Origin of the sequence: Roseibium sediminicola (assembly GCF_023156505.1) — a bacterium.
Taxonomy (GTDB): domain Bacteria; phylum Pseudomonadota; class Alphaproteobacteria; order Rhizobiales; family Stappiaceae; genus Roseibium; species Roseibium sediminicola.
In genome coordinates this window covers 282,627-305,137 of record NZ_JALNMJ010000003.1, presented here as the reverse complement: position 1 = coordinate 305,137, position 22,511 = coordinate 282,627, and the positions used below count along the sequence as shown (strand labels likewise).

At 60.6% G+C, this 22,511-nt stretch carries 14 protein-coding genes; 5 read left to right on the top strand and 9 right to left on the bottom strand.

What is annotated here, in order from left to right; genetic code table 11:
• Positions 1-10 precede the first annotated feature (10 nt).
• Positions 11-703 carry a signal peptidase I gene (lepB, locus tag M0H32_RS06850; RefSeq protein ID WP_248152522.1) on the bottom strand — a complete coding sequence of 231 codons (693 nt, stop codon included), beginning with the start codon at positions 701-703 and terminating at the stop codon, positions 11-13.
• A 117-nt stretch (positions 704-820) separates the two neighbouring features.
• Positions 821-2,815: a putative bifunctional diguanylate cyclase/phosphodiesterase gene (locus M0H32_RS06845; RefSeq protein ID WP_248152521.1), complete on the bottom strand. Its 1,995-nt coding sequence runs from the start codon at positions 2,813-2,815 to the stop codon at positions 821-823.
• Positions 2,816-3,145: 330 nt separating this feature from the next.
• Between M0H32_RS06845 and parC the strand changes: the two genes are divergently transcribed.
• On the top strand, positions 3,146-5,398 hold the full coding sequence (gene parC, locus M0H32_RS06840; RefSeq protein ID WP_248152519.1) for a DNA topoisomerase IV subunit A: 2,253 nt from the start codon (positions 3,146-3,148) through the stop codon (positions 5,396-5,398).
• 4 nt (positions 5,399-5,402) lie between these two features.
• On the opposite strand, the gene M0H32_RS06835 is transcribed toward parC, so the two are convergent.
• Positions 5,403-6,308 carry an AraC family ligand binding domain-containing protein gene (locus M0H32_RS06835; RefSeq protein WP_248152518.1) on the bottom strand — a complete coding sequence of 302 codons (906 nt, stop codon included), beginning with the start codon at positions 6,306-6,308 and terminating at the stop codon, positions 5,403-5,405.
• On the opposite strand from M0H32_RS06835, the gene M0H32_RS06830 reads away from it, so the two are divergent.
• The 3 genes from M0H32_RS06830 (at position 6,307) to M0H32_RS06820 (ending at position 8,421) form a co-directional block, all read left to right on the top strand.
• On the top strand, positions 6,307-6,714 hold the full coding sequence (locus tag M0H32_RS06830; RefSeq protein WP_248152517.1) for a DUF2000 family protein: 408 nt from the start codon (positions 6,307-6,309) through the stop codon (positions 6,712-6,714). The genes M0H32_RS06835 and M0H32_RS06830 overlap by 2 nt on opposite strands.
• Positions 6,715-6,802: 88 nt before the next feature.
• Positions 6,803-7,966 (top strand): iron-containing alcohol dehydrogenase, encoded by a 1,164-nt coding sequence (locus M0H32_RS06825; protein ID WP_248152516.1) that lies wholly within the window; start codon positions 6,803-6,805, stop codon positions 7,964-7,966.
• Positions 7,967-8,004: 38 nt separating this feature from the next.
• Positions 8,005-8,421 carry an acyl-CoA thioesterase gene (locus M0H32_RS06820; protein WP_248152514.1) on the top strand — a complete coding sequence of 139 codons (417 nt, stop codon included), beginning with the start codon at positions 8,005-8,007 and terminating at the stop codon, positions 8,419-8,421.
• Positions 8,422-8,608: 187 nt separating this feature from the next.
• Here M0H32_RS06820 and smpB read toward each other — a convergent pair whose 3' ends face one another.
• Positions 8,609-9,088, bottom strand: a complete 480-nt coding sequence (smpB, locus tag M0H32_RS06815; RefSeq protein ID WP_248152512.1) for an SsrA-binding protein SmpB — start codon at positions 9,086-9,088, stop codon at positions 8,609-8,611.
• Positions 9,089-9,143: 55 nt separating this feature from the next.
• Positions 9,144-10,022, bottom strand: a complete 879-nt coding sequence (gene dapA, locus M0H32_RS06810; protein WP_248152509.1) for a 4-hydroxy-tetrahydrodipicolinate synthase — start codon at positions 10,020-10,022, stop codon at positions 9,144-9,146.
• Positions 10,023-10,344: 322 nt separating this feature from the next.
• Here dapA and M0H32_RS06805 point away from each other — a divergent pair, with 322 nt between their 5' ends.
• Complete coding sequence (locus M0H32_RS06805) at positions 10,345-11,265, top strand: alpha/beta fold hydrolase (RefSeq protein ID WP_248152506.1); 921 nt, start codon at positions 10,345-10,347, stop codon at positions 11,263-11,265.
• Positions 11,266-11,351: 86 nt separating this feature from the next.
• Here M0H32_RS06805 and M0H32_RS06800 read toward each other — a convergent pair whose 3' ends face one another.
• The 4 genes from M0H32_RS06800 to M0H32_RS06785 form a co-directional block, all read right to left on the bottom strand.
• Entirely contained in the window at positions 11,352-12,497 is a 1,146-nt protein-coding gene (locus M0H32_RS06800) for a porin (protein ID WP_248152505.1), read from the bottom strand.
• Between the two features lie 443 nt (positions 12,498-12,940).
• Positions 12,941-14,086, bottom strand: coding sequence for a porin (locus tag M0H32_RS06795; protein WP_248152504.1), 1,146 nt, complete (start codon positions 14,084-14,086; stop codon positions 12,941-12,943).
• 678 nt (positions 14,087-14,764) lie between these two features.
• A complete protein-coding gene (gene pbpC / locus M0H32_RS06790; RefSeq protein WP_248152502.1) occupies positions 14,765-16,879 on the bottom strand; it encodes a penicillin-binding protein 1C in 2,115 nt (704 codons plus the stop codon).
• An 18-nt stretch (positions 16,880-16,897) separates the two neighbouring features.
• A complete protein-coding gene (locus M0H32_RS06785; protein ID WP_248152501.1) occupies positions 16,898-22,438 on the bottom strand; it encodes an alpha-2-macroglobulin family protein in 5,541 nt (1,846 codons plus the stop codon).
• Between the last annotated feature and the right edge of the window lie 73 nt (positions 22,439-22,511).

Below are 22,511 nucleotides of genomic sequence, written 5' to 3'. Positions count from 1 at the left end.
GCTCATGCGCTCACCGTTCCAGCGAGGCGCCCTTGCCCGATGGCACAACCGAGCGCCAGGTGAATTGTTCGCCGGCACCGGAGAAATAGACGTCCTTTGCGACACCCGACACATTTTCAATCGGAACGAAACCCACCTGGCCTTTGAAACGGCTGTCGATGGAATTGTCGCGGTTGTCGCCCAGCACGAACACATGGCCCTCTGGCACTGAATATGTGTTCGTATTGTCCATCATGCCGTCAGGCGTCAGATCAAGGATCTCGTAGACCCTGCCACCCGGCAGGGTTTCCCGGTATCTTTGCACGCTTACCTTCGCCCCGGACGCATTTTCGCCGACATAGTCGTCGATCCGGTCGTAGGTCAAAGGCGTCCCGTTGAGGATCACTTTGCCTTCATGCATTTGCAGGTTGTCGCCCGGCAAACCGATCAAACGTTTCACATAAGCAATCCTGGGATCACCCGGCAGGAAAAACACAACAATATCCCCACGCACCGGCACTTTGCTTTCGCCGACGGCTGGCGACAGCTGTTCGACAAGAAACATGTCCCCGACCTCAAGCGTCGGTTCCATGCTGCCGGCCGGCATGCTGTAGGGCTTGACCCTCAGAAGAAAAAAATTGTTCCAGGAAATGGCCAGCCCGAGAAGGATCACCGCCACCAGAAGCAGCCCGGGAACGAGATAAGAAGTGCGGCTGGAAGCCATGACGGATCCTAAGCGGTACGGGCCGAAGGGCCTGACCCTGCTGTCATCTTGTTTAGCAGTTCAAGGGAGATATGCAATTTTTGGCTGGGCCACAGGCGCACCTCATACGCAGGTCGTTCAGGCCGTAAGTGCCTTGGTCGCAGAGGCCGGTCTTGCGCCGGATTGGCCGCCCAAACTGGCCTTTCCGTTCAGCAATGCTTCCAGCTCCGGTGCTCCGACCGGCTTGGAAAACAGATAGCCCTGGACTTCGCTCGTGCCAAGGCTTCTGAGGACGGCCAGTTCCTCTTCGGTTTCCACCCCTTCAACCACGCAGGAAATGCCCATTTCACGGCTCATGGCAAGCAGCGATTTGACGATGCCGTAGCCGATCGTGTCCGGCTTGATGCCCTGAACGAAACTCCGGTCCACCTTGATGCAATCAAGCGGCAACTGGTGGACATGGGACAGGCTTGAATAGCCGGTGCCGAAGTCATCCAGCGACAAACGGATGCCCGCGTTTTTCAGGATGGCAATCGCCCGGTTGGCTTCCGCGAAATCCCACATGACCGAGGTTTCGGTGACTTCACAATTCAGACGCACCGGGTCGAAGGCGTGGTCCTTCAAGAGCTTCAGAAATTCCCGTACAAACCCTCGCGAGGACAGGTTGCTGGCCGACAGATTGAAGGACACCTTGAGATCCAACGGCCAGTCCCGCGCGGCAACAAGCGCCTTTCCGAGCAGGACCAGGGTCAGCTTGTTGATCATCCCCGAACGTTCGGCCACCGTGATGAAATCGCCCGGCGGCACCTGCCCCAAGAGCGGGCTCGTCCAGCGGGCCAGACATTCGACCCCCGTGATGCGGTTCGAATTGACATCGACAATCGGCTGAAAGGCGACGGAAAACTCGCGCTCGATGTCGGCGGCCTGCAGCGCCTGTGTAATCCGTGTCTGAAAGCCCATATGCTCCAGGTGCCTATGACCGAATACCACAATCGGATTGTTACGGTTCTGCTTGGCCTCCTGCATGGCATAGACCGCCCGCTCCAGGAGCTCCGTTGCGGAGGTCAGCGCCATATCGGTGATTGCAATCCCGGCAAAGAAATTCAGACGAACGCTGCTTTCCGGCAATTGGCAGGCTTCCTCGAAGAGATCTTCGAACAGGGCCGACGGGCGCGCCAGATCGGGGCTTCCCGACGGTGACAGAAGGGCGAATTCGTCACCGGCAAGTCGCGCCGCGAACGTTTCAGCGCTCAGTCGGGAACGCAACCGCCGGACCACTTCGGACAGGATGTCATCGCCCGTCTTGACGCCGTAAATAGAGTTGATGGCCCGCAGACCGCCGAGGTCGAAGACACAAAGCGACACAGAGGCGTTTTGGTCCCGCGTCGCCTTGAAACGGGTCTCAAGCTCGGCCAGGAAACACCTGCGGTTCGGCAAGCCGGTCAAGTGGTCGTAATTGGCGATGTGGTAGTTGAGGTCGCTCAGCTTCTGCGTCTCGTCCTGCCGGCGCTCCAGCTCAACGGCCTGGTTCCTGAGGTCCCGGCTGGAATGAACAAGCCTGATAAAATCCCGGTAGTGGTTGTTGAGGATGAAGAAGGCGCCGATCGACGCGCAAATGCCGTAAAGCGCGAAATAGGTAAAAATAGGCTCCCCGTTGATCAGAAAGTAAAGAAAATACAAGGAGTTCGCGCAGAACGCGTTGATGATCGCGACCTTCCTGAAATGGATCAGGCAGAACAGCACCACCAGATTGACCACGGCGATCGTGAAGACGACCTGCAGCTGCAGATAAGGGCCACCATAGGGAAACAGGGACAGGGCCCAGATCGACAACAGTCCCGGCGAGACGACAGACAACACCATGGCGTGTTTCTGCCACTTGAGAATGCCTTCGAAACTGGGCGTTTCTTTCTGGCGCCGGCGCAGGGTCGCGATACGGAAGAGAGCAAAGGCAGTGATCAAGGACGGCAGAACCAGCGTGACTCCCAGCGGCGCCACCGACCAATGCGTCGCAACAAGCGCCCAGCCACCGGCGAGACTCATCAGGTATAGGAAAGGGGTCTGGCGCTGGATCAGCTGATACTGGGCGCGTGCCACGTCCGGGTCGCCGCTTTCTGCCTGAAACCAGCTCATGAGGGCCTTTAAGGCAGAAGTGATCCGGGCTGTGCCCATCCGCATGTGTTTCACGTATTGCTTGCCATCGACAATTTTCGGCTCAATTGCCTCATATCGTGCCTGAATTGACATGACCTTAAGGAATGGAGATAAATTTCACTGAAGGTCTGAATGACTTAGCGTTCCAGCCGGTCTTCGAAGCAACGGTTTCGCTAGGATCAGAAAACGTCCTTTGCCAAGGTGAATTTGCCCACAGGGACTGCGATTTCCGTTGAAAATCCGCCGATCCCGGCACTCCCTCCCCCCAAGCGAATTGCGCCGGGAGCCGGAAACGGCTAGCAAGCAACTATGGGAAAAGAGACGACACCGCCGCCAAGCGGCACCGAAGGCATCAATCTGAAGGATGCGCTGGAAGAGCGCTATCTGGCTTACGCATTGTCGACCATCATGCACCGGGCCCTGCCCGATGTGCGCGACGGTCTGAAGCCGGTGCACCGGCGCCTGCTCTACGCCATGCGCCTTTTGAAGCTGGATCCGGGCGCGGGCTTCAAGAAATGTGCACGTGTGGTCGGCGACGTCATCGGTAAATACCATCCGCATGGCGACCAGGCGGTCTATGACGCCCTTGTCCGTCTCGCCCAGGACTTCGCGCAGCGCTATCCGCTGATCGATGGCCAGGGCAATTTCGGCAATGTCGACGGCGATAACGCCGCCGCCATGCGATACACCGAAGCGCGCATGACCGACACGGCCAAGCGCCTGCTGGATGGCCTCGACGAGGATGCGGTCGATTTCCGCGAGACCTATGACGGCGAGGATAAGGAACCGATTGTCCTGCCGGGCGGCTTTCCCAACCTGCTCGGCAACGGCTCTTCCGGCATCGCCGTCGGCATGGCGACCTCGATCCCGCCGCACAATGCCTTCGAGCTGTGCCAGGCCAGCCAACACCTGATCAAGAACCCGAATGCCGAGGTCGACGAGCTTCTGGAATTCATCAAGGGCCCGGATTTCCCGACCGGCGGCCTCCTGGTATCCGACCAGGGGTCCATCCGGGAAGCCTATGCCACCGGCCGCGGCAGTTTCCGCGTCCGCGCGCGTTGGGAGGTCGAGGACCTCGGCCGCGGCCAATGGGCCATCGTCGTCACCGAAATCCCTTATCAGGTGCAGAAGTCGCGCCTGATCGAGAAGATCGCCGAGCTGCTGACCGCCCGCAAGCTGCCGCTGCTGGACGACGTTCGCGATGAATCCGCGGAAGACATCCGCATCGTCCTGGTGCCGCGTTCGCGCAATGTCGATGCCAACCTCTTGATGGAATCCCTGTTCAAGCTGACGGACCTGGAAAACCGGTTCTCATTGAACATGAACGTTCTGTCAATGGGCAAGGTGCCCATGGTGATGGGGCTCAAACAGGTCCTGCGCGAGTGGCTCGATCACCGCAAGGTGGTTCTGATCCGGCGCTCCGAATACCGGCTCGGCCAGATCAACCACCGGCTGGAGGTTCTGGAAGGCTATCTGGTCGCCTATCTGAACCTCGACGAGGTCATCCGCATCATCCGCGAGGAGGACGATGCAAAGGCCGAACTGATCCGGACCTTCGAGCTGACCGACGTCCAGGCGGAAGCCATCTTGAACATGCGCCTGCGCTCCCTGCGCAAGCTGGAAGAGATGGAAATCCGCAAGGAGCATGACAAGCTTACCGATGAAAAGGACGACCTGACCAAACTGCTCGGATCGGATACCCGCCAGTGGACCAAGATTTCCAAGGAAATCAACGAGATTTCCAAGGTCTATGGCCCGGAGACCGAAATCGGCAAGCGCCGCACCGACAAGGCCGAAGCACCTGAAGCCGATCTGGTCGATATCCAGCAGGCGATGATCGAGAAAGAACCGATCACCGTCATCATCTCCGAAAAGGGCTGGATCCGGGCACTCAAGGGACATCAGGCCGACCTGTCCACACTCAGTTTCAAGCAGGGCGACAAGCTGAAACTGTCCTTCCATGCGGAGACGACAGACAAGATCCTGCTGTTCTCTTCCGGTGGCAAGTTCTTCACCGTCGGCGCGGACCGCCTGCCCGGCGGACGCGGCCATGGCGAGCCGATCAGGCTCATGGTCGAGATGGACGAGGCCCAGGACGTGGTCAATGCCTTCGTCTACAAGCCTGGCCGCAACCTGCTGCTAGCCAGCACCGAAGCGCGCGGTTTTGTGGTCTGCGAGGACGATGTCATCGCCAACACCCGCAAGGGCAAGCAGGTGCTGAACCTGACCCTGCCGGCGGAAGCCTCGATCTGTGTCGAGGCGACGGGCGACCAGGTGGCGATCATCGGCGAGAATCGCAAGCTGCTGGTCTTCCCGATGACACAGATCCCGCAAATGGGCCGCGGCCGCGGCGTGCGCCTGCAGCGCTACCGGGACGGTCTCATCTCCGACATCCGCGTCTTCAAGGGCGAGGAAGGCCTGACCTGGACCGACAGCTCCGGCCGCAGCTTCACGCGGTCTCTGGAAGAGCTCGCCGACTGGCGCGGCGAACGCGGCCAGGCCGGACGCCTGCCGCCCACCGGTTTCCCGCGTTCGAACAAGTTCGGGCCGAATAAACTCTAGGGTCTCAAACGCTGGCGGCGGCGCTCAGCCGCCGCCACTGGCCCGGTGTCATGCCATAGGCCTTCTTGAAATGCCGTGTCATGTGGCTCTGGTCGGCAAAGCCGCTGGCGGCTGCCGCATCCGCGAGAGTTGCCCCCGCCCCGAGTTCCGCTTTCGCCCGATCCAGCCGGCGCATCACCAGATAGCGATGTGGACTGGTGCCGAAAACGGCCCGGAACTGCCGCGACAACGAGAATCGGTCCAGCTGCGCCAGACCCTCCAGCTCATCCATGCGCACCTGGTCAGCGCAATTCTCCTTCAAGAATTCCGCGCAACGTTTCAGGCCGGGCCAGCTCAGAGACGTCTTTGAGCTTCCGCCACGGTCGGAATGCCGGCTCAGACAGTCCGCCAGGTCGGCAATCAGGCAATCTCGCTTGAGGTCACCCAATTCAACGTCGATATCCGAAAGAGCGCCCCCGAGATCGTGACGGAAACGGGTGTCCGAGAGCACCGGGGCCGGAACGAAGGGCAAACCGGGTGCACCGGCCGCCGCCAACACCTCGGCAATCTGCTCTGGCGCGATATAGAGCATCCGGTAGCGCAGCCCCTCCTCCGTTCCCGCGCCGCCGTCGTGCAGTTCATCCGGATGAATGACGATCACCTGGCCGGGCAGCGAGGCGCGCTGTTCTCCCCGATAGCTGAAAGTCTGAACGCCAGTCATTGTGAGACCGATGGCATAGGTGTCGTGCCGGTGGGGGGCGAAGCCATTGCCCTGAAACCGCGCTTCGATCCGTTCGATCCCCTTTTCGCAAGGTGAGACGCGGATCCCGTCGGAAGCCGGTCTGCACAAACGTTCAAGACCGGGACCGCTGGCCGCCGCTATCTCTCCACTCCGATCTTTGTGAATCCCCAGAGTGGAGTTGACGTTCATGTTCGATACCAAATTTGTCATCGTTGTCCGCGAAGACCTTGCTGCCTGGCAAAAGCTGAATGTAACGGCCTTCCTGTCGACCGGAGTTGCCGCCGCAAATCCCGGGATCATCGGTGAGACTTACCGCGACGCGGACGGCAATGTCTATCATCCGATGAGTGTTCAGCCGATCATCATTCTGAGTGCCGACGCCGCAACCATTGCAAAGATCCACCAGCGCACGCTGCAACGTGACGTGCCCGCAAGTCTCTACATCGAGGAAATGTTCGTCACCGGCCACGACACGGCCAACCGGGAGGTCTTTGGCAGATTTTCGCCCGAGGACGCCAAGGTTGTCGGCCTGGCCTTTCATACCGAAAAGAAGATCGCCGACAAGATTTCCAAGGGCGCGAAAATGCACGGATAAGGACATCGCCACCAAAGTCTGACCCTTTCCCTCTCGACGCGGTGGGGCTTTTGCGGGCACTCTGCTCCCGAAGCATTCGGGAGGACACATGATCGGGGCCTTTACCTTCAACACCAGTCAGCGGATCGTGTTTGAAAACGGATCGGCGGCAAAACTCGGCGAGCACGCGGCTCCCTTTCTTGGGGCCCGCCCCTTTCTTGTGACAGATCCCGGCATAGTATCGCTCGACCTGCACGCTCCCTGCGAAGCAGCTCTTCATTCGGCCGGCTGCCACCCGGGACGCTTCACCGACGTCATTGCAGATCCACCAAGAATTTTGGTGGAGGCGGCCGTGGAATCCGCGAAAGCGCATGGCGCGACTTCCGTCATTGGCTTCGGTGGAGGCTCCTCGCTCGATGTCGCCAAACTGGTTGCCCTGCTTCTGGGGAGCGGCGAAGATCTCGACAATGCCTGGGGCGTCGGCAATGCCAAGGGCCCGCGCCTGCCACTGATCCTCGTGCCGACAACGGCCGGAACGGGTTCTGAAGTGACCCCGATCTCGATCATCACCGTCGGCGAAGAGGAAAAACGCGGTGTGGTCTCTCCGTTTTTGTTGCCGGACCTTGCCGTTCTCGATCCCTTGCTGACGCTCGGACTGCCCGGACCGGTGACCGCGGCAACCGGTATCGACGCGATGGTCCATGCCATCGAGGGTTATGCGTCGACTTCTGCCAACAACAACCCCGTGTCCCGCACACTTGCGGTCGAAGCGCTACGCCTGCTTGGAACCCATATCCAGACAGCGGTCTTTTCTCCGGCGGATGTGGAGGCACGCGGCGCGATGCTGCTCGGCTCCATGCTTGCCGGCATGGCCTTTGCCAACTCGCCCGTGGCGGCCGTGCACGCCCTTGCCTACCCGATCGGCGGCACGTTTCACGTTCCCCATGGGTTGTCCAATGCCCTCGTCCTGCCACATGTTCTGAAGTTCAACAACAAAGTGGCGGCGAAGACCTACGCGGAAATCGCGGCGGTACCGTTTCCCGAGCTTGCCGCCATCCAGGATGCCGATGAACGCGCCGACCGGTTTGCCGGCAAGCTGGCTGAACTCGCGGAGGACCTAGGGCTGCAGACCTGCCTAAGAGAGGTCGGCATTCGGGAAACCGACCTGCCAAAACTCGCTGCGGACGCCATGAAGCAGACCCGCCTTCTGGTGAACAATCCGCGGGAGCTTCGTGAGGCGGATGCGCTTCAGATCTACAAGGCCGCTCTATGAATTCAACAGCTTTTCCACAGATGGCGCGACCGGAACCTATGAACCGGTCCGAATTCAAAAGCTTTCAACAAATCCCCACCCGGTGGATGGATGTGGACATCTATGGCCACGTCAACAATGTGCAGTATTTGAGCTTCTTCGACACCGCCGTGAACAGTTGGTATGTGGACCAGGGCCTGCTTGACCCGATCCATAGCCGGGACATCTTCCTGGTGGTCGAAACCGGTTGCAACTATTTCAGCGAACTGACCTTTCCAGGTGTCGTTTCCGCGGGTCTCAGAATTGAAAAACTTGGCTCAAGCTCTGTGGTCTTCCGGGTTGGTCTGTTTGCCGGCGAAGCTTCAAGCACAGCCGCTCACGGGCGTTTTGTGCATGTACATGTCGATCGCCAGACGCGCCGTCCGACCGCCATTCCAGAGGAAAAGCGCCTCATATTAGCAAGTTTGACGGGTTAGGATCCGTGTCTTTCGCCAGCTAAGGGAATTCAATCGGCCGATCACAAATAACACACAGGATAAGATGTTGACCGGCGACCGCCGCATCCACAGCCTGCGCACAGGAACTCCACAACCTATGCGCAACTTGCGCACAGGTTCCCCACAGTCATCAAACTGTTACATCCTGCCTATGTGGATATCTGGATTATGAGAAGGTCTTCATAATGCGCGACTTTTCGCGCTGCCAGTCGCGCTTCTTCTCGGTCTCGCGCTTGTCATGCAGCTTCTTGCCGCGCGCCAGGGCCAATTCCAGCTTCGCCCGCCCCTTGTCATTAAAATAGAGCTTGAGCGGAACAATGGTCTTGCCTTCCTTCTGGACCGCACCGGCCAGCTTGCCGATCTCGCGCTTGTGCAGAAGGAGTTTGCGCGGCCGGCGCGGTTCATGGTTGAACCGATTGGCCTGCAGGTATTCCGGGATAAAGACGTTGTAGATCCAGATCTCGCCGCCATATTCAGCCGCATAGGCTTCGGCGATATTGGCCTTGCCGTTGCGCAGGGATTTCACTTCCGTGCCCTTCAGCTCGATCCCCGCCTCAAACGTATCCTCGATCTCGAAATTGAACCGGGCCTTCCGGTTGTCGGAAATAATCGTCCGTCCCGGATCGCCGCCCTTCTTGGGAGCCATTTTTGTCCTTCCTGGCGCGGGGCTCGCAGGTCCCGCGCACCAGATCCTGTTCTCGTCAGTTGATCAGGCCCGCATGGGCCATGGCCGCGCGGACTTCCGCGCGCGCTGCTTCTGAAATCGGCACGAGCGGCAACCGCAATTCCTCATCCGCCTTCCCGAGCAGCGACAGGGCGTATTTCGCACCGCCCGGGCTCGGCTCAAGGAACAAGGCGCGATGAAGCGGCGCCAGCCGGTCCTGCAACTCCAGAGCCGTCTTGAAGTCGCCTGCCAGCGTTGCGGCCTGAAATTCTGCACACAGGCGCGGCGCGACATTCGCGGTCACGGAAATGCAGCCGACACCGCCATGGGCATTAAAGGCAAGCGCGGAAATATCCTCGCCGGACAGCTGGATGAAATCCGGTCCGCACAAATGACGCTGGCGGCTCGCCTTGGCCATGTCGGCGGTCGCATCCTTGACGCCCTTGATGTTTTCGCAAGTCTCGAAAAGCTCAGCCATTGTTTCCGGGGTCATGTCGACAATCGAACGGCCAGGGATGTTGTAGATCAGGATCGGTATGCCGACCGCATCGTTGACCGCCTTGAAATGGGCTTTCAGACCCGCCTGGTTGGGTTTGTTGTAGTACGGCGTGACAACAAGCAGCGCATCCGCGCCGGCCTTTTCGGCGTGTTGAGCGAAATCGATCGCCTCGATTGTGTTGTTGGACCCTGCACCGGCGATCACGGGAACCCGGCCGGCGGCAGCCTCAACACAGATTTCGATCACCCGCTTGTGCTCGGTATGGGTCAGGGTCGGGCTTTCGCCGGTGGTGCCGACCGGAACCAGTCCTGTCGATCCTTCCGCAATCTGCCAGTCCACAAAGTCACGAAACCGTTTCTCATCAAGCGCTCCGTCCTTGAACGGGGTAATCAGCGCTGGGATGGAGCCTTTGAACATCTCGGTTTCCTCTTGGTGGGCTTCATGCTTTCGACAGACAAGCGTCTGGTAACTGTTAACGGAGGCGCAACATACTCATCTGCCAGACGCGGGGCAATGGTTCCGTGAGGTTTCCGTGTCCGCATTCGCGACTTTTCTGCGCAGCGACACGCCGGTGTCACGTTTGCCTTGATCAAGTGGCTGCTTCCGCAAGGACTCTTCCTATTGGCACAGGCTTCAAAACAGCTTTATCTTTCCAAAAAACAACCAGAGCATGTCCCGCGCGAATAAGCCAAATGAATGCGACATGCTCAATAGGATGGAAACGGTCCAGGAGACACTCATGACATCTGCGCCCCTGCATGCGCTCGACCACACAAATGCGACGCCTGCCCCCAAGGAAAGGGATTTCTCCTGGAAAAGTCCGGACGGCCTAACCCTTGCCGGGCGGGAGTGGCCCGCCGCAGAGACTGGAACCGGCCAAGCCATTCCCGTGCTCTGTCTCCCGGGCCTGTCAAGAAATATCAGGGATTTCAGCGAGATTGCCTGTTTCCTTCAAGCCAGGGGGCATCGCGTGATCGCCCTGGACTACCGGGGGCGCGGCAACAGCGACTGGGACAGCGATTGGCGCAACTACGCATTGCCGGTGGAAGAAAAAGACATTGCTGCCGCCATCGAGACCCTGGGACTCGACCGGTTTGCCGTTCTGGGCACCTCTCGTGGAGGCTTGCACGCACTGGTGATGGCGCATCGCTATCCGGCAGACCGGATGGCGGCGGTGATTTTCAACGATGTCGGACCGCATATCGAGATGCGCGCCATCCATCGGATCGCCGCAACTCTCGGGCATCACATGAAAAACGCGTCGATGGACGCCGTTGCCGGCACCTTGAAGCGTACGCTCGGTCATCAGTTTCCGTCATTTGAGGACGCGGATTGGTTGAAACTGGCGGGTCAGCTTGCCTCGGAACGGGATGGTGAAGTTGTGATGGACTACGATCCGGCGCTGGCTCATCAACTCGCCAGTCTCGACGATGCCACGCCGGCTCCGGACCTGTGGCCCCTTTACGACCTGCTCACCGACCGGCCCGTTCTGGTTCTGCATGGTGAACATTCGGATCTTTTGAGTACAGACACCTGCCGCACCATGTTGGAGCGCCATCCGAACGCGGAAGTGTCCACGATCCCGGGCCAGGGCCATGCACCCGTTCTCTGGGAATCAGCAACCCATGAGAAGGTCGCAGAATTTTTGAAGGCTCTCTGAGCGTCCAACGCTCAGAGAGCCCCATTAAAACAAAGAAAACCCGGCGTTTCCGCCGGGTTTTCCATCAAACCTCGAGAGAGGGATGATTAGAAAGTGCGCTGCATACGAACACCGAAGAGCAGAGCTTCGGTGTCGGTGCCACCGGAGATGTCGGTGTCGGCATAGCCGATGTCCGCACCCATGACGAAACCGGAAACCGGGGACCACTGAACGGAACCGTCGATTGCCCAACGGTCAACGTCGCCGATAGCGGCAGCGTTGTTCATGTCAACGGAAGCGTAGGAACCGTCGAGGGCGAGGCCGATCGTGGAGGTTGCCTGGATGTAAGCACCACCGGATACGGAGAAGCCGTTGTTGGTGCTGCCGTTGGTGTAGTCGGACACGCCGGTCACGCCGGTGATGCCGTTACCGATGTAGGACAGAGCGCCGTCAGCGTAGAAGCCCTGGAAGTAGATGTTCGAACCGGAAGATGCGAACGGCAGGTTGAAGTTCACACCTGCGCCGACTGCCCAACCGAGCTGATCTTCACCAGCGGTCGCACGGTTGTTTGCAGTGTTCGGGTACACCTGGTGCAGAGCACCGGACAGCTGTGCGGAACCCCAACCCTGGGAGATGCCGAGAGCTGCGACGACGTCCGGAGCGCGCGTGCCGCCGTAGGAACCGACTTCACGGTTGGAACGGTCTTCCAGAGCGATCGTAGCGGACAGGCCGTTGCCGAAAGCAGCGGTGTAAGCGATCTGGTTGGTGGTCACGTCGGACCAGTCACGAGTGACAACACCCATGAACGTCTGACCGGTGTAGATGTTGAAGTTAGAACCGAGGTAACCAGCCGTCAGGCCGCCCCACTGAATGTAAGCATTGTCGAGGGTCGTGCTGTTCACGCCGTTGACGTTGGTTGCGTACATGGAGACGTAAGCGCGCAGGGTACCGAATTCGGTAGCGGTGCGGGCGTCGAGGTACAGGTAACCACGGGACAGCCAGGAGTAGCCGTCAGAGTTACGGGTGCCCCAGTTGCCGTTGTCGAGAACGTTGTTCACGACGAACTGGGTACGAACGCGGCCACCAACGCGCAGGCAGGTTTCGGTGCCCGGGATGTAGTAGAAGCGTGCGCCGTAAGCGTCGCAGACGCGAACGTAGTCAACCGGCTCCGGAGCAACCGGAAGATCGGCTGCCTGGGCGGTGGTGGCGGTGGCAACTGCTGCCGCGCCGAGCATCAAGCTCTTGAGTTTCATATCTGACCTCCAATCAGTCATTTCAATTGGCACTAACAAAAAGCACCATTGTCCCCGCGAATTGTTTCTGAGTTTACCACCGGCCGGAGGTTGGACGTCCGAGGCAGGCAAATCAGTGCGGCTCGAAGCCGCTCGCAAGAGTGACCATACGCATCCCCATTCCCGGTTCAACACAGAAAGCAGCCTGCACCTGTCGCTGGGGCTGTTTTCAAAAACCGGTGTTGCGCGAATGTCACAAAAACGGATCGGAAATTTAGAAACTGTTAGGAAAGTCAGTCCGCAGCGGCTGTTTCAACCGCCGGACAAAGGCATCTCGGGGACAAGTCACCGCGCAAGATCCAGGAATCGATCCCCAAAATGGGGACGGCCCGGCAGATTGGAGCCTGCCGGGCCGCATGACTGACTGGAGTTCAGAGAATCACAGTCAGATTCTAATCAGATGATTAGAAAGTGCGCTGCATACGAACACCGAAGAGCAGAGCTTCGGTGTCGGTGCCACCGGAGATGTCGGTGTCGGCATAGCCGATGTCCGCACCCATGACGAAACCGGAAACCGGGGACCACTGAACGGAACCGTCGATTGCCCAACGGTCAACGTCGCCGATAGCGGCAGCGTTGTTCATGTCAACGGAAGCGTAGGAACCGTCGAGGGCGAGGCCGATCGTGGAGGTTGCCTGGATGTAAGCACCACCGGATACGGAGAAGCCGTTGTTGGTGCTGCCGTTGGTGTAGTCGGACACGCCGGTCACGCCGGTGATGCCGTTACCGATGTAGGACAGAGCGCCGTCAGCGTAGAAGCCCTGGAAGTAGATGTTCGAACCGGAAGATGCGAACGGCAGGTTGAAGTTCACACCTGCGCCGACTGCCCAACCGAGCTGATCTTCACCAGCGGTCGCGCGGTTGTTTGCAGTGTTCGGGTACACCTGGTGCAGAGCACCGGACAGCTGTGCGGAACCCCAACCCTGGGAGATGCCGAGAGCTGCGACGACGTCCGGAGCGCGCGTGCCGCCGTAGGAACCGACTTCACGTGCAGAGCGGTCTTCCAGAGCGATCGTAGCGGACAGGCCGTTGCCGAAAGCAGCGGTGTAAGCGATCTGGTTCGCGGTGGCGTCTGCCCAGTCACGAGTGACAACACCCATGAACACCTGACCGGTGTAGATGTTGAAGTTAGAACCGAGGTAACCAGCCGTCAGGCCGCCCCACTGGATGTAAGCATTGTCAAGCGTGGTGCTGTTTGCACCGTTGACGTTGGTTGCGTACATGGAGACGTAAGCGCGCAGGGTGCCGAATTCGGTAGCGGTGCGGGCGTCGAGGTACAGGTAACCACGGGACAGCCAGGAGTAGCCGTCAGAGTTACGGGTGCCCCAGTTGCCGTTGTCGAGAACGTTGTTCACGACGAACTGGGTACGAACGCGGCCGCCAACACGCAGGCAGGTTTCGGTGCCCGGGATGTAGTAGAAGCGTGCGCCGTAAGCGTCGCAGACGCGAACGTAGTCAACCGGCTCCGGAGCAACCGGAAGGTCGGCTGCCTGGGCGGTGGTGGCGGTAGCAACTGCTGCCGCGCCGAGCATCAAGCTCTTGAGTTTCATATCTGACCTCCAAAAGTCAATTTTCATTGGAGCTGTCACCGGGACTGTTCCCTGCGGAGCTCCATCCCCGCGATTTCGTAGAAAAACGGCCCAGAAGAAATTCAGCTAAACCATTTTTACTGGCGATTACTCGCCGTCGCACAGCTTAAGAACCAAACTCAACGCCCGGCAGCAAGCCCAAACTGGCCTGCGCAAGCACTGTCAAATCTCTGTGTGTTGTTTCTGCAACATACTGATCTGACTCGCCTTTTATTAACCTTAGGGAAAGTGTCGTGATTAATACTTAATCAAACTGCACAATGCTGCAGCACGATACTTTTTCTTACTAAAACTGACCTAATGTGATAGCATTTCTTTTAAAGAAAAGTCATCAAGAAGAAAAAGTCAAAACCTTTAATCCACACGCAGAAATTGCAGCTACTATAGGTCACTTTCTCTATGGTTTTACTTAGAGGCTTTAGGGAGTCAATTTGAAACAGTTTTCGTCGAATTTTACTGTTTCCCGGCGAACTTTCCCTTAAGTCAGGTTCGAGAACCCGCAATTTGTCCGCTCCACTGGCCTGCGCATCGCGCCCAGAAGGGTCGTCAGGTGATTTGGGGATTAGAGCCGCGAAATCCAAGTCGAAGATTCGCAAATCAGGGCAATCGCTTCAGCGTATTCCGGTCTGGAGCAATCAGTCAGCGCAACAGCACGGTTATGCCGGCGCTGTCGCCCTTGGCATCCAGAACCGTGACGTCGGCGAAGCCTGTCGCGTCCGGCTGCCAGACAAGCTGCCTGTCGGCCTGCTTTAGGCCAAGAGGCTTGCCATTGACGAGAAAGGAAAACGGACCGACGCCGCCCTTGAACTTCACCACCAGCGGCTGTGTACCGCTTTGCGCCGAGGCACCGAGTTCGAGTTCCGCGCCGTCGGGCGGATAGGAAATATGCAAACGATGCGTTGCCGGCGTGGCACTGCGGCGTTCTGGCAGCCGGGCGAATCTCAATGGAGCCGGAACGTCCCGGCTCAAGACGCCAAGGAGTTCCGGTGCTGCTGCCGGCAATGGTGTCAGCGCGGGCCCCAGCGACTGAAAAACCTCAAACAGGATCGGCACGGCAGCCGAAGCCCCCGTCTGCCCCGGGACCGGTGTCCCATCCGCGCGCCCGGACCAGACAGCAACCACATGCCGGCCGTCGAAGCCGATGGCCCAAGCGTCCCGGTAGCCGTAGGCGGTGCCTGTCTTATAGGCGATGTGGAAGGCTTCGGCGCTGCGAAGCTGCGGCAGTCCTTGTAGAATGTCACTGACCATCCAGGCGGCTTTTCGGCTCAGAACAGGAAGTGCGCCGTTGGCGCCAGCGCCACTGCAGTCAGCACGGCACACTGTCAGCGTCACCGGCTCTCCCTCCCGCGCCAGGGCGGCATAGACCTGTGTCAGGTCCTTCAAGGACAATCCGAGCCCGCCAAGGCTGATCGCGAGGCCCGGTGCGATTCCCTTTTCAAGGGTAGGCTGAACACCGGCGCGCCTGAGTCGCGCGATCAGCCGTGCGGGTCCGACGGCTTCCAGCAGTTTGACCGCCGGCGTGTTGAGCGACAGTTGCAGCGCTTCGCGCAGGGTTACGGTCCCCTGATAGGACCGATCGAAATTGGTCGGTTGATAACCGGCAATATCTGTCGCCCGGTCGACGATGAAACTGTCCGGCAGACCGATGCCTTCTTCAAACGCCAGCCCGTAGATGAAGGGCTTGAGTGTTGATCCGGGCGAGCGGATCGCGCGCGTCATGTCGACATGACCTTCCCGGGCCGTATCCAGCAAGTCAGGCGACCCGACGCTGGCCAGGATCTCACCGGTCTGATGGTCCGCCACAAGAATCGCGAGCGAGACGGGCCGCGGCAAAACAGCAGCCTTGCGGCGCGCCAGCGATTCGAGCGCGGCCTGCAGGTCCCGGTCGATGGTCAGCTTCTGAATATGTTTGCCGGGGTCCCGCAAATGCGCCCGCCGGCTTTCGTGCGGCGCCAGCAGGGGCATCGCATGACGCCGTGCCCGGATCGGTTCAGCCATTGCCGACATGGCGGCATCCGTAGACAGTACTCCGGCCTTGGCAGCAATGGTGAGCACCCGGTCGCGGGCGATCTTGGCCTGTCTTGGAAACCGGTCCGGCCGCCGGGCTTCCGGACTTTGCGGCAAAGCCACCAGAAGGGCGGCCTCGGCCGGTGTCAAACGGCCGGGTTCCTTGCCGAACCAGGTCAGGCTCGCCGCCCGTATGCCCTCCAGGTTACCGCCGAACGGCGCGCGCAAGGCATAAAGCCTCAAAATGTCGGCTTTGGAGCGGGTGTGCTCCAACTGAATCGCCCGCAGGACCTGCTCATACTTGCGCTTCAGCGATTTCGTCGGCCGTTCGTCGAGCAGCCGCGCCACCTGCATGGTCAAGGTCGAGCCGCCGGAGACGATCCGGCCATGCCGCAGGCTTTGCAGGCCCGAGCGCGCGATCGCGACCGGGTCGATGCCGCCATGGTCGTAAAAACGCTTGTCTTCGAAGGCGAGCAGCATCTGGAAATACAGCGGATCTATCGCGTCGAGCTCAACCGGAAGACGCCATTTGTCATCCGCGCTGGTAAAGGCACGCAACAGCCTGTCGTCGCGATCAAGCACAACGGTGGACAGTGTCAGGTCGCCGACCTGCGGGACCGGTGCCAGCCCATGATAGTCATGGCTGACCTTGAGCTGAGCACAGAAGCCGGCCGTCGCAAAGGCCAGCCCGGCGGCGGCGCCCCACCGCCGGGCTGTTTCCCAAGTGTCTTGCCACCGGACCGGCATCCTGAGGTCCCTGCCGTCTTATCGGGTCGGACCGAGCACCACAAACCGGCCGGTCGCGGTGATCGCGCGGCGGTCCGGACGGTACATGTCCTCGACCGACGCCGGCGGATGGGTGTAGTTGCCAGGTGTGGCGGCCCGGGCCAGATAGGCGAAGGTCAGCTCCCGGCTGCTCCAGCGGGTCTGATTGACGGCGACCTCGAAGCGGTCCTTGTAGAAAGCCGCATGTTCGGGCTGGTCGACGGTGTCCAGGAAGGACAGGCCGCCCAGATCGCCAGACCGGACAAGACGCGGATTGTCGATCACAAGGCCGGCCGGCAACCGGTCGACCACCATCAGGCGGCCTGGCTGGTCGCTGAGCGCCCGCACCGTCACCACCACCGCAAGCCTTGTGTTGACGGGTACGGCCGTCGGATCGACGGGATTGCCGTCAAGATCATAGACGGTCCGCTCGACCGAATAGTCCTTGCCGCCCGCGGGCTCGGGCACCAGCGGCTGTCCGGCAACCGCGACCAGAAGCTCGGTCGCCGCATCGCCATTGTTGGCGATCTCCGCAGGGAACTGGCTGACTTCGCTACCTTCGAGCGACCAGGCCAGACGGCCGGGCGTTTCCTCGCCGCGCACGGAAAGCCGCGCTTCGGCAGCCGATTCATTCAAGGTATGGGCCGCCAGCAGCAACCAGGCCATATCCTGCGTCGACTGGCCCGCCGCTCTGGTCTGTGCGGTCTTCAACCGGTCAATGGCATCCTGCTTGAGCTTATCTCCCATGGATGCAGACACCACATAGTCGGTGACCGCCGCACTGTCGCGCAGCTTGGAGCCATAGTCGCTCCGATAGGTACTGGTGGTATCGGCCGGCAATGCGGCCAAGGCCGCCTGGAAGCCGGTCTCTGCCCGGTCCTGTTCTCCGTAAAGGGCAAGACCTGCCGCAACTTGCGCCTTTGCCATCGGTGTTGCGAAATGCTGCAGCTTGGCGTCCAGATAATAACGCAGGTCGCCCATGGACGCCCGGCCGTTGCGGGCGAGCACATAGAGTGCATAGGCGACGCCCTCCCCGCCATCCTGGAAGTCGGAGGCATAGGCGAGCCGGTTTTCCAGATTGTCCAGCGCCGTCGTGAACGCAAGCTCCGGCACCTCATAGCCCTGCTCCCGCGCCCGGGTCAGGAAATCGGAGACATAGGCGTCGAGCCAGGTATCGCCGTCGCCATAACTGGACCAGAGCCCGAAATCGCCCGAGGACGACTGGTTCGACAGAACCCGGGCGATCGCCTTGACCACCCGCTCGCGGATGGCGCTATCGCCACCGAGACCCGCGGCTTCCGCCACTTCACTCAAATAGAGCAACGGCAAAGCGCGGCTGGTGGTCTGCTCGGTGCAGCCATAGGGATAGCGGTCGAGGGCGGCCAGCAGGCCGGCAACGTCGATGCTCGCCGCGCCGCCCGCCGTCAGCGTGATATCGACGGTGTCCGCACGCAGACCGTCGAAACTGTCGGCGGTCAGGCTCAGGGTATCGCCCTTGGCCAGCGTGAACACGGACCGGCGCACCACCTCGGGCTGGGTGTCTTCGACGTCGAGGCCGAAGCGTTTGACATAGGTCGCCCCATCCGGCCCCGTCAGGGAGGCGACGACCTCCGCGTCGGTCAGGCTGTCACCCGCCGTGACGCTGGTCAGGACAAGTTCCTTCTGACCAGAGCCCAGCTCAAGCGAGCGCGTGAACGAGGCGCTGCCATCCAGGCTCAGGCCTTCGGCGACGGAGAGCTCAAGCTGGTACGTTCCCGGGGCGCCATCGACATTGTCGATTTCCAGGGCCAGCCGCGACTGGTCGCCAGGCGCCAGGAAGGCGGGCGCGCTGGCGGTCATCACCACGGGCGAGCGCACTTGCACTTCCCGATCGGCATGGCCGACACCGTCCTTGGTCCAGGCAACCGCCATCAGCTTGATGGCGCCATTGAAGGCCGGAATATCGAAGGAGACCGTTGCTTCGCCATTCTCATCGAAGGCCACCAGACCGGAGAACAGCGCCACCGGCTCTTCGTCCGGCGGCGGCGCATCCAGGCGCATGCCCGCGGCATCACCTCCGGACCGTACGCGTCCAAGGGTTCCGGCGGTGCGGTCGATCAGCTGTCCATAGAGATCGCGGAAATCCGTGCCGAGACGGCGCTGGCCGAAATACCAGCTGTCCGGATCGGGCGTCTGGTAATTGGTCAGATTGAGAATACCGACATCCACCGCCGCAACGGTGAGATAGGCTGTGTCTCCCGCTTCAAGGCCGGCCAGTTTGACCGGTACCTCGAGCGTGGATTCCGGAAGCATGTGATCGGGCGTGGAAAGCTCGATATCGAGCGCCCGCTTGCCAGGATCCACTTGCAGCCAGGAGAGTCCCATGGCCCGCGACGGCATGCGTTTCTGGTCCAGGTCCATCGGCCGGTAGAGGCTGGCGGTGATATAGGCACCGGCGCCCCAATCGTCGCTGACCGGGATCTCGACCTCGGTTTCCTCGCCGCTGACCTCAACGGTCTGGCTGGCCAGGAGACCGCCGGAGACCACATTGATCACGGCAATGCCCGCCATTTGCGGCTTCAGGCGCAATTTGGCGACATCCCCGGGCCGATAGCTGGTCCGGTCGAGACCGACATCCAGATAGTCGGGTGTGTCCGAGGTGGCGTCGGCCGTGTACCAGCCGGCGTTGAAGGTGACCTGTGTCGTCGTCTGCAGGGTGCCGCTACCGGCGACCTCCAGCCGGTACTGACCCCAGTCCACCGGAAGCGACAGCCGCGCCGGCTGGCCGGCGGTGACATCGAAATCACCGCTGTCGACCCGGCGGGTCGTCGTGATCGGTTCATAGGACCAGCGGCCGTCATAGCGGTACCACTGATAGCGGCGGTCAACCTTGGAAAGCGTCCAGTGAAGATCCGACGCGTCGAGCTCCTTACCATCCGTTCCAACGACAATCACGGAGAAATCCGCCGGTCCGCCTTCGTCGACACCGCCGTCGAAGGCCGGCTTGATGCCAATGCGGGCGCTGTCCTGTGCCACGGGCAAATCAAGATCGCGTTCCACATAACGGCCGCCGGCTTCGACCAGGCGGGTGATCAGCGAGGCATCGTAAAGCATGCTCGTTTCGGGCAGTCCGGGCATGAAGACCTCAAAGGTCAGTTTGCCGTCGTCGCCGGTCTTCAGGCCCGAGGAAATCGAGCCGCGCTCTGAATAGGCATCCGCGTCCGGCACGCCGAACTGGTAGCCCGGATAGGCCTTGAGCGTGCGCACGGGCCGGACAATGACGTCTCCCTCCAATGTCTGACCGCTTGCGGGCGACCCGTAGAGGAACTTCGCCTCGAGCGTCACTTCGGTCGGTGCCGTCCGGCTGAAGGCGGCCGCATCGGTTTCCAGATCGAAATCGACCCGCTCCGGCTGGTAGTCCTCCACCAGGAAGGTCTGCTCCGACAGGGCCCGTCCCTTCGGATCGGCAAACACGCGCCAGGCCCAGATGCCCTGCTGGGCGGACGATGCCAGGGTCAGGTCCTGCAGGTGACCGCCAAGACCGCCGTCATTGACGGTAAAGCGCGCGTGCTCGACGCCATCCGGCCGCGTGAAGATGAAGGTGAGCGGAAAGTCCTCCTGGGCGACCGCCGCGCCGTTGCGCAGCAAGGCCTGGGCATAAACGGTTTCGCCGGCCTTGTAGATGCCCCGGTCCGTCCAGGCGAAGACATCGAGCGGCCCGGGCGCGGGACGGCCCTCGACACCGCGGTCTGAAAGGTCAAATGCGGGTTTGCGCAGGTCGAGGAAGGAATAATCCCCGGCCTGCGTTTCAGCCACCAGGACGCCGGGCGCACGCCCGCCGCGGCCTCGGGTGAGGCCTGCAGCAAATTCGGCAAAGCCGTCCGCGTTGGTGACTGTCTCGCCGAGGATTTCGTTGTTGACCGCCAGCAGGCGCACGTTCACGCCTTCCAGCGCTTCCGCCGAGGAGAGCGAACGGATATTCGCGGCAATGCCGGTGTCTCCGGTCAGCGCCGTCACACCGAGATCCGACACAAGGAACCACTGAGTTGCCAGTGCGCCCCAGCGGTTCTGCTGATCCAGCTTGGACCGGGCGGTCATGGCGTAGACACCCGGTTTCAATTCGATGCCGGTCTCCGACACGGGCATCGCCGTGACCATGTCCTGGTTGAGCTCGTTGCCGGTCTCGACAATGCCCGACCAGACCTTTTCACCGAGCTCGTCCTCGATCTGGTCGGCCTGATAACTGTCCAGCTGACGCAGGAACCGGTTGTCCCTGAGGATATCGGCGACCGAGCGGTTGCCGACACGGTAGATCGTGGCTTCGACCTCATTGGTGTTGACCGACACGATCGGGATGGTCGGGTTGCCGCCCGAAGGCAGGACATAAGACCGGCTGAGGAAATTCACCGACGGCGAGCGGTCCTTGACGTAAACGGACAGTTCCGCGTTTTTTTCGATCTTTTCACCATCGCCCGCCGGCAGGCCGCTGCGGGCGGTGATCCGGTAGCGCGCACCATGTTTCAGGCCGTCGGCACAGATCTGGTTCTCTTCCGATTCGATCGCGAATGTGCCCTCGCCGTCGACGGAGACATAGGGGCTCATGTCCTCACCGACCGGCAATTTCTGCGAGAACACCAGGCAGACGCGCGGTGACGCGCTGTCGCTGTCGACCTGGTGATCGACAATGCGGAAACCGTGTTCGGCAATCAGTTCGTTGTAGCGATAGCGGATGCTGCTGTTTTCTTGCAAGGCCAGGGAGGCGCGATAGGCCTTGATCGCCGTCTTGTATTCACTGCGGACGACCAGGGACCGGGCGAGCAGTTCGAGCGCAAGCGCCTGCTCCTCTTCGCCGACGGATCTCAAATAGGCGTTGATCGATGCGGAAATCGCGTTCTTGCGCTTGGTCTGCTTGGCCTCCCAATCGTCCGGATCCTGCATCAAGAGCGCCGTTGCAAGATGAGTCCAGGCCTTGTAGTCGCCCGGGTCCAGCTTGATCACCTGCAGGAAATCCGCTTCTGCGAAGGTTCCCTGCCGCTGGCTCAGAGCCACGAGCCCGCTCTGGCGGAGCTGCGCCGCGGTCTGCCCGGCGGCACTGACGGAATTGGCGATGCTTTGCGAATAGGTTTCCGCGCTTTCCAGCTGCGACAACGGCACGAAGAGGAGTTCGGCTTTCCGGTCGGCGCTCAGGTCCGCCCGCGGTGCCTGAACCTCGACGACGCGTCCGGCAACGGCTCCGACGAAACTCTGCAATTCCCCGAAATCGGATTTCAGAAAACACCAGCCCGCGGAGGTGTTGAAAGTGAAGGCCCGGCACTGCTTGTCATCGAGACAGGCGGATTTGCAGGCGTCCAGATCGACATCCTTTACCGTGCGATAGTCGGCCCCGAAATAATCCGCGTCATCAATGGTGACAATGCGCTTGTCCTGCGCGGCGGCGGGCAAGGCCAGCAGCCCAACCGCTCCGGCGCCGACAACGGCAATTTGAAGGGGTCTTGCGAGCGGCTTGGCCATCGCGCCAAGCGTCTGGTGAACATGTTTGAAAACAATCGAATAAACGGACATGGCCAGTCCTCCGGGGCTGGGAATTTTCCCTATCAAGGCACCGGATCGTGACAAGGACAAGGCAAAAAGTGTC

Coding starts and splice junctions, on each gene's coding strand:
- lepB (WP_248152522.1), bottom strand. CDS start 703: ATGGCTTCCAGCCGCACTTCTTATCTCGTTCCCGGGCTGCTTCTGGTG.
- M0H32_RS06845 (WP_248152521.1), bottom strand. CDS start 2,815: ATGAGCTGGTTTCAGGCAGAAAGCGGCGACCCGGACGTGGCACGCGCC.
- parC (WP_248152519.1), top strand. CDS start 3,146: ATGGGAAAAGAGACGACACCGCCGCCAAGCGGCACCGAAGGCATCAAT.
- M0H32_RS06830 (WP_248152517.1), top strand. CDS start 6,307: ATGTTCGATACCAAATTTGTCATCGTTGTCCGCGAAGACCTTGCTGCC.
- M0H32_RS06835 (WP_248152518.1), bottom strand. CDS start 6,308: ATGAACGTCAACTCCACTCTGGGGATTCACAAAGATCGGAGTGGAGAG.
- M0H32_RS06825 (WP_248152516.1), top strand. CDS start 6,803: ATGATCGGGGCCTTTACCTTCAACACCAGTCAGCGGATCGTGTTTGAA.
- M0H32_RS06820 (WP_248152514.1), top strand. CDS start 8,005: ATGAACCGGTCCGAATTCAAAAGCTTTCAACAAATCCCCACCCGGTGG.
- smpB (WP_248152512.1), bottom strand. CDS start 9,088: ATGGCTCCCAAGAAGGGCGGCGATCCGGGACGGACGATTATTTCCGAC.
- dapA (WP_248152509.1), bottom strand. CDS start 10,022: ATGTTCAAAGGCTCCATCCCAGCGCTGATTACCCCGTTCAAGGACGGA.
- M0H32_RS06805 (WP_248152506.1), top strand. CDS start 10,345: ATGACATCTGCGCCCCTGCATGCGCTCGACCACACAAATGCGACGCCT.
- M0H32_RS06800 (WP_248152505.1), bottom strand. CDS start 12,497: ATGAAACTCAAGAGCTTGATGCTCGGCGCGGCAGCAGTTGCCACCGCC.
- M0H32_RS06795 (WP_248152504.1), bottom strand. CDS start 14,086: ATGAAACTCAAGAGCTTGATGCTCGGCGCGGCAGCAGTTGCTACCGCC.
- pbpC (WP_248152502.1), bottom strand. CDS start 16,879: ATGCCGGTCCGGTGGCAAGACACTTGGGAAACAGCCCGGCGGTGGGGC.
- M0H32_RS06785 (WP_248152501.1), bottom strand. CDS start 22,438: ATGTCCGTTTATTCGATTGTTTTCAAACATGTTCACCAGACGCTTGGC.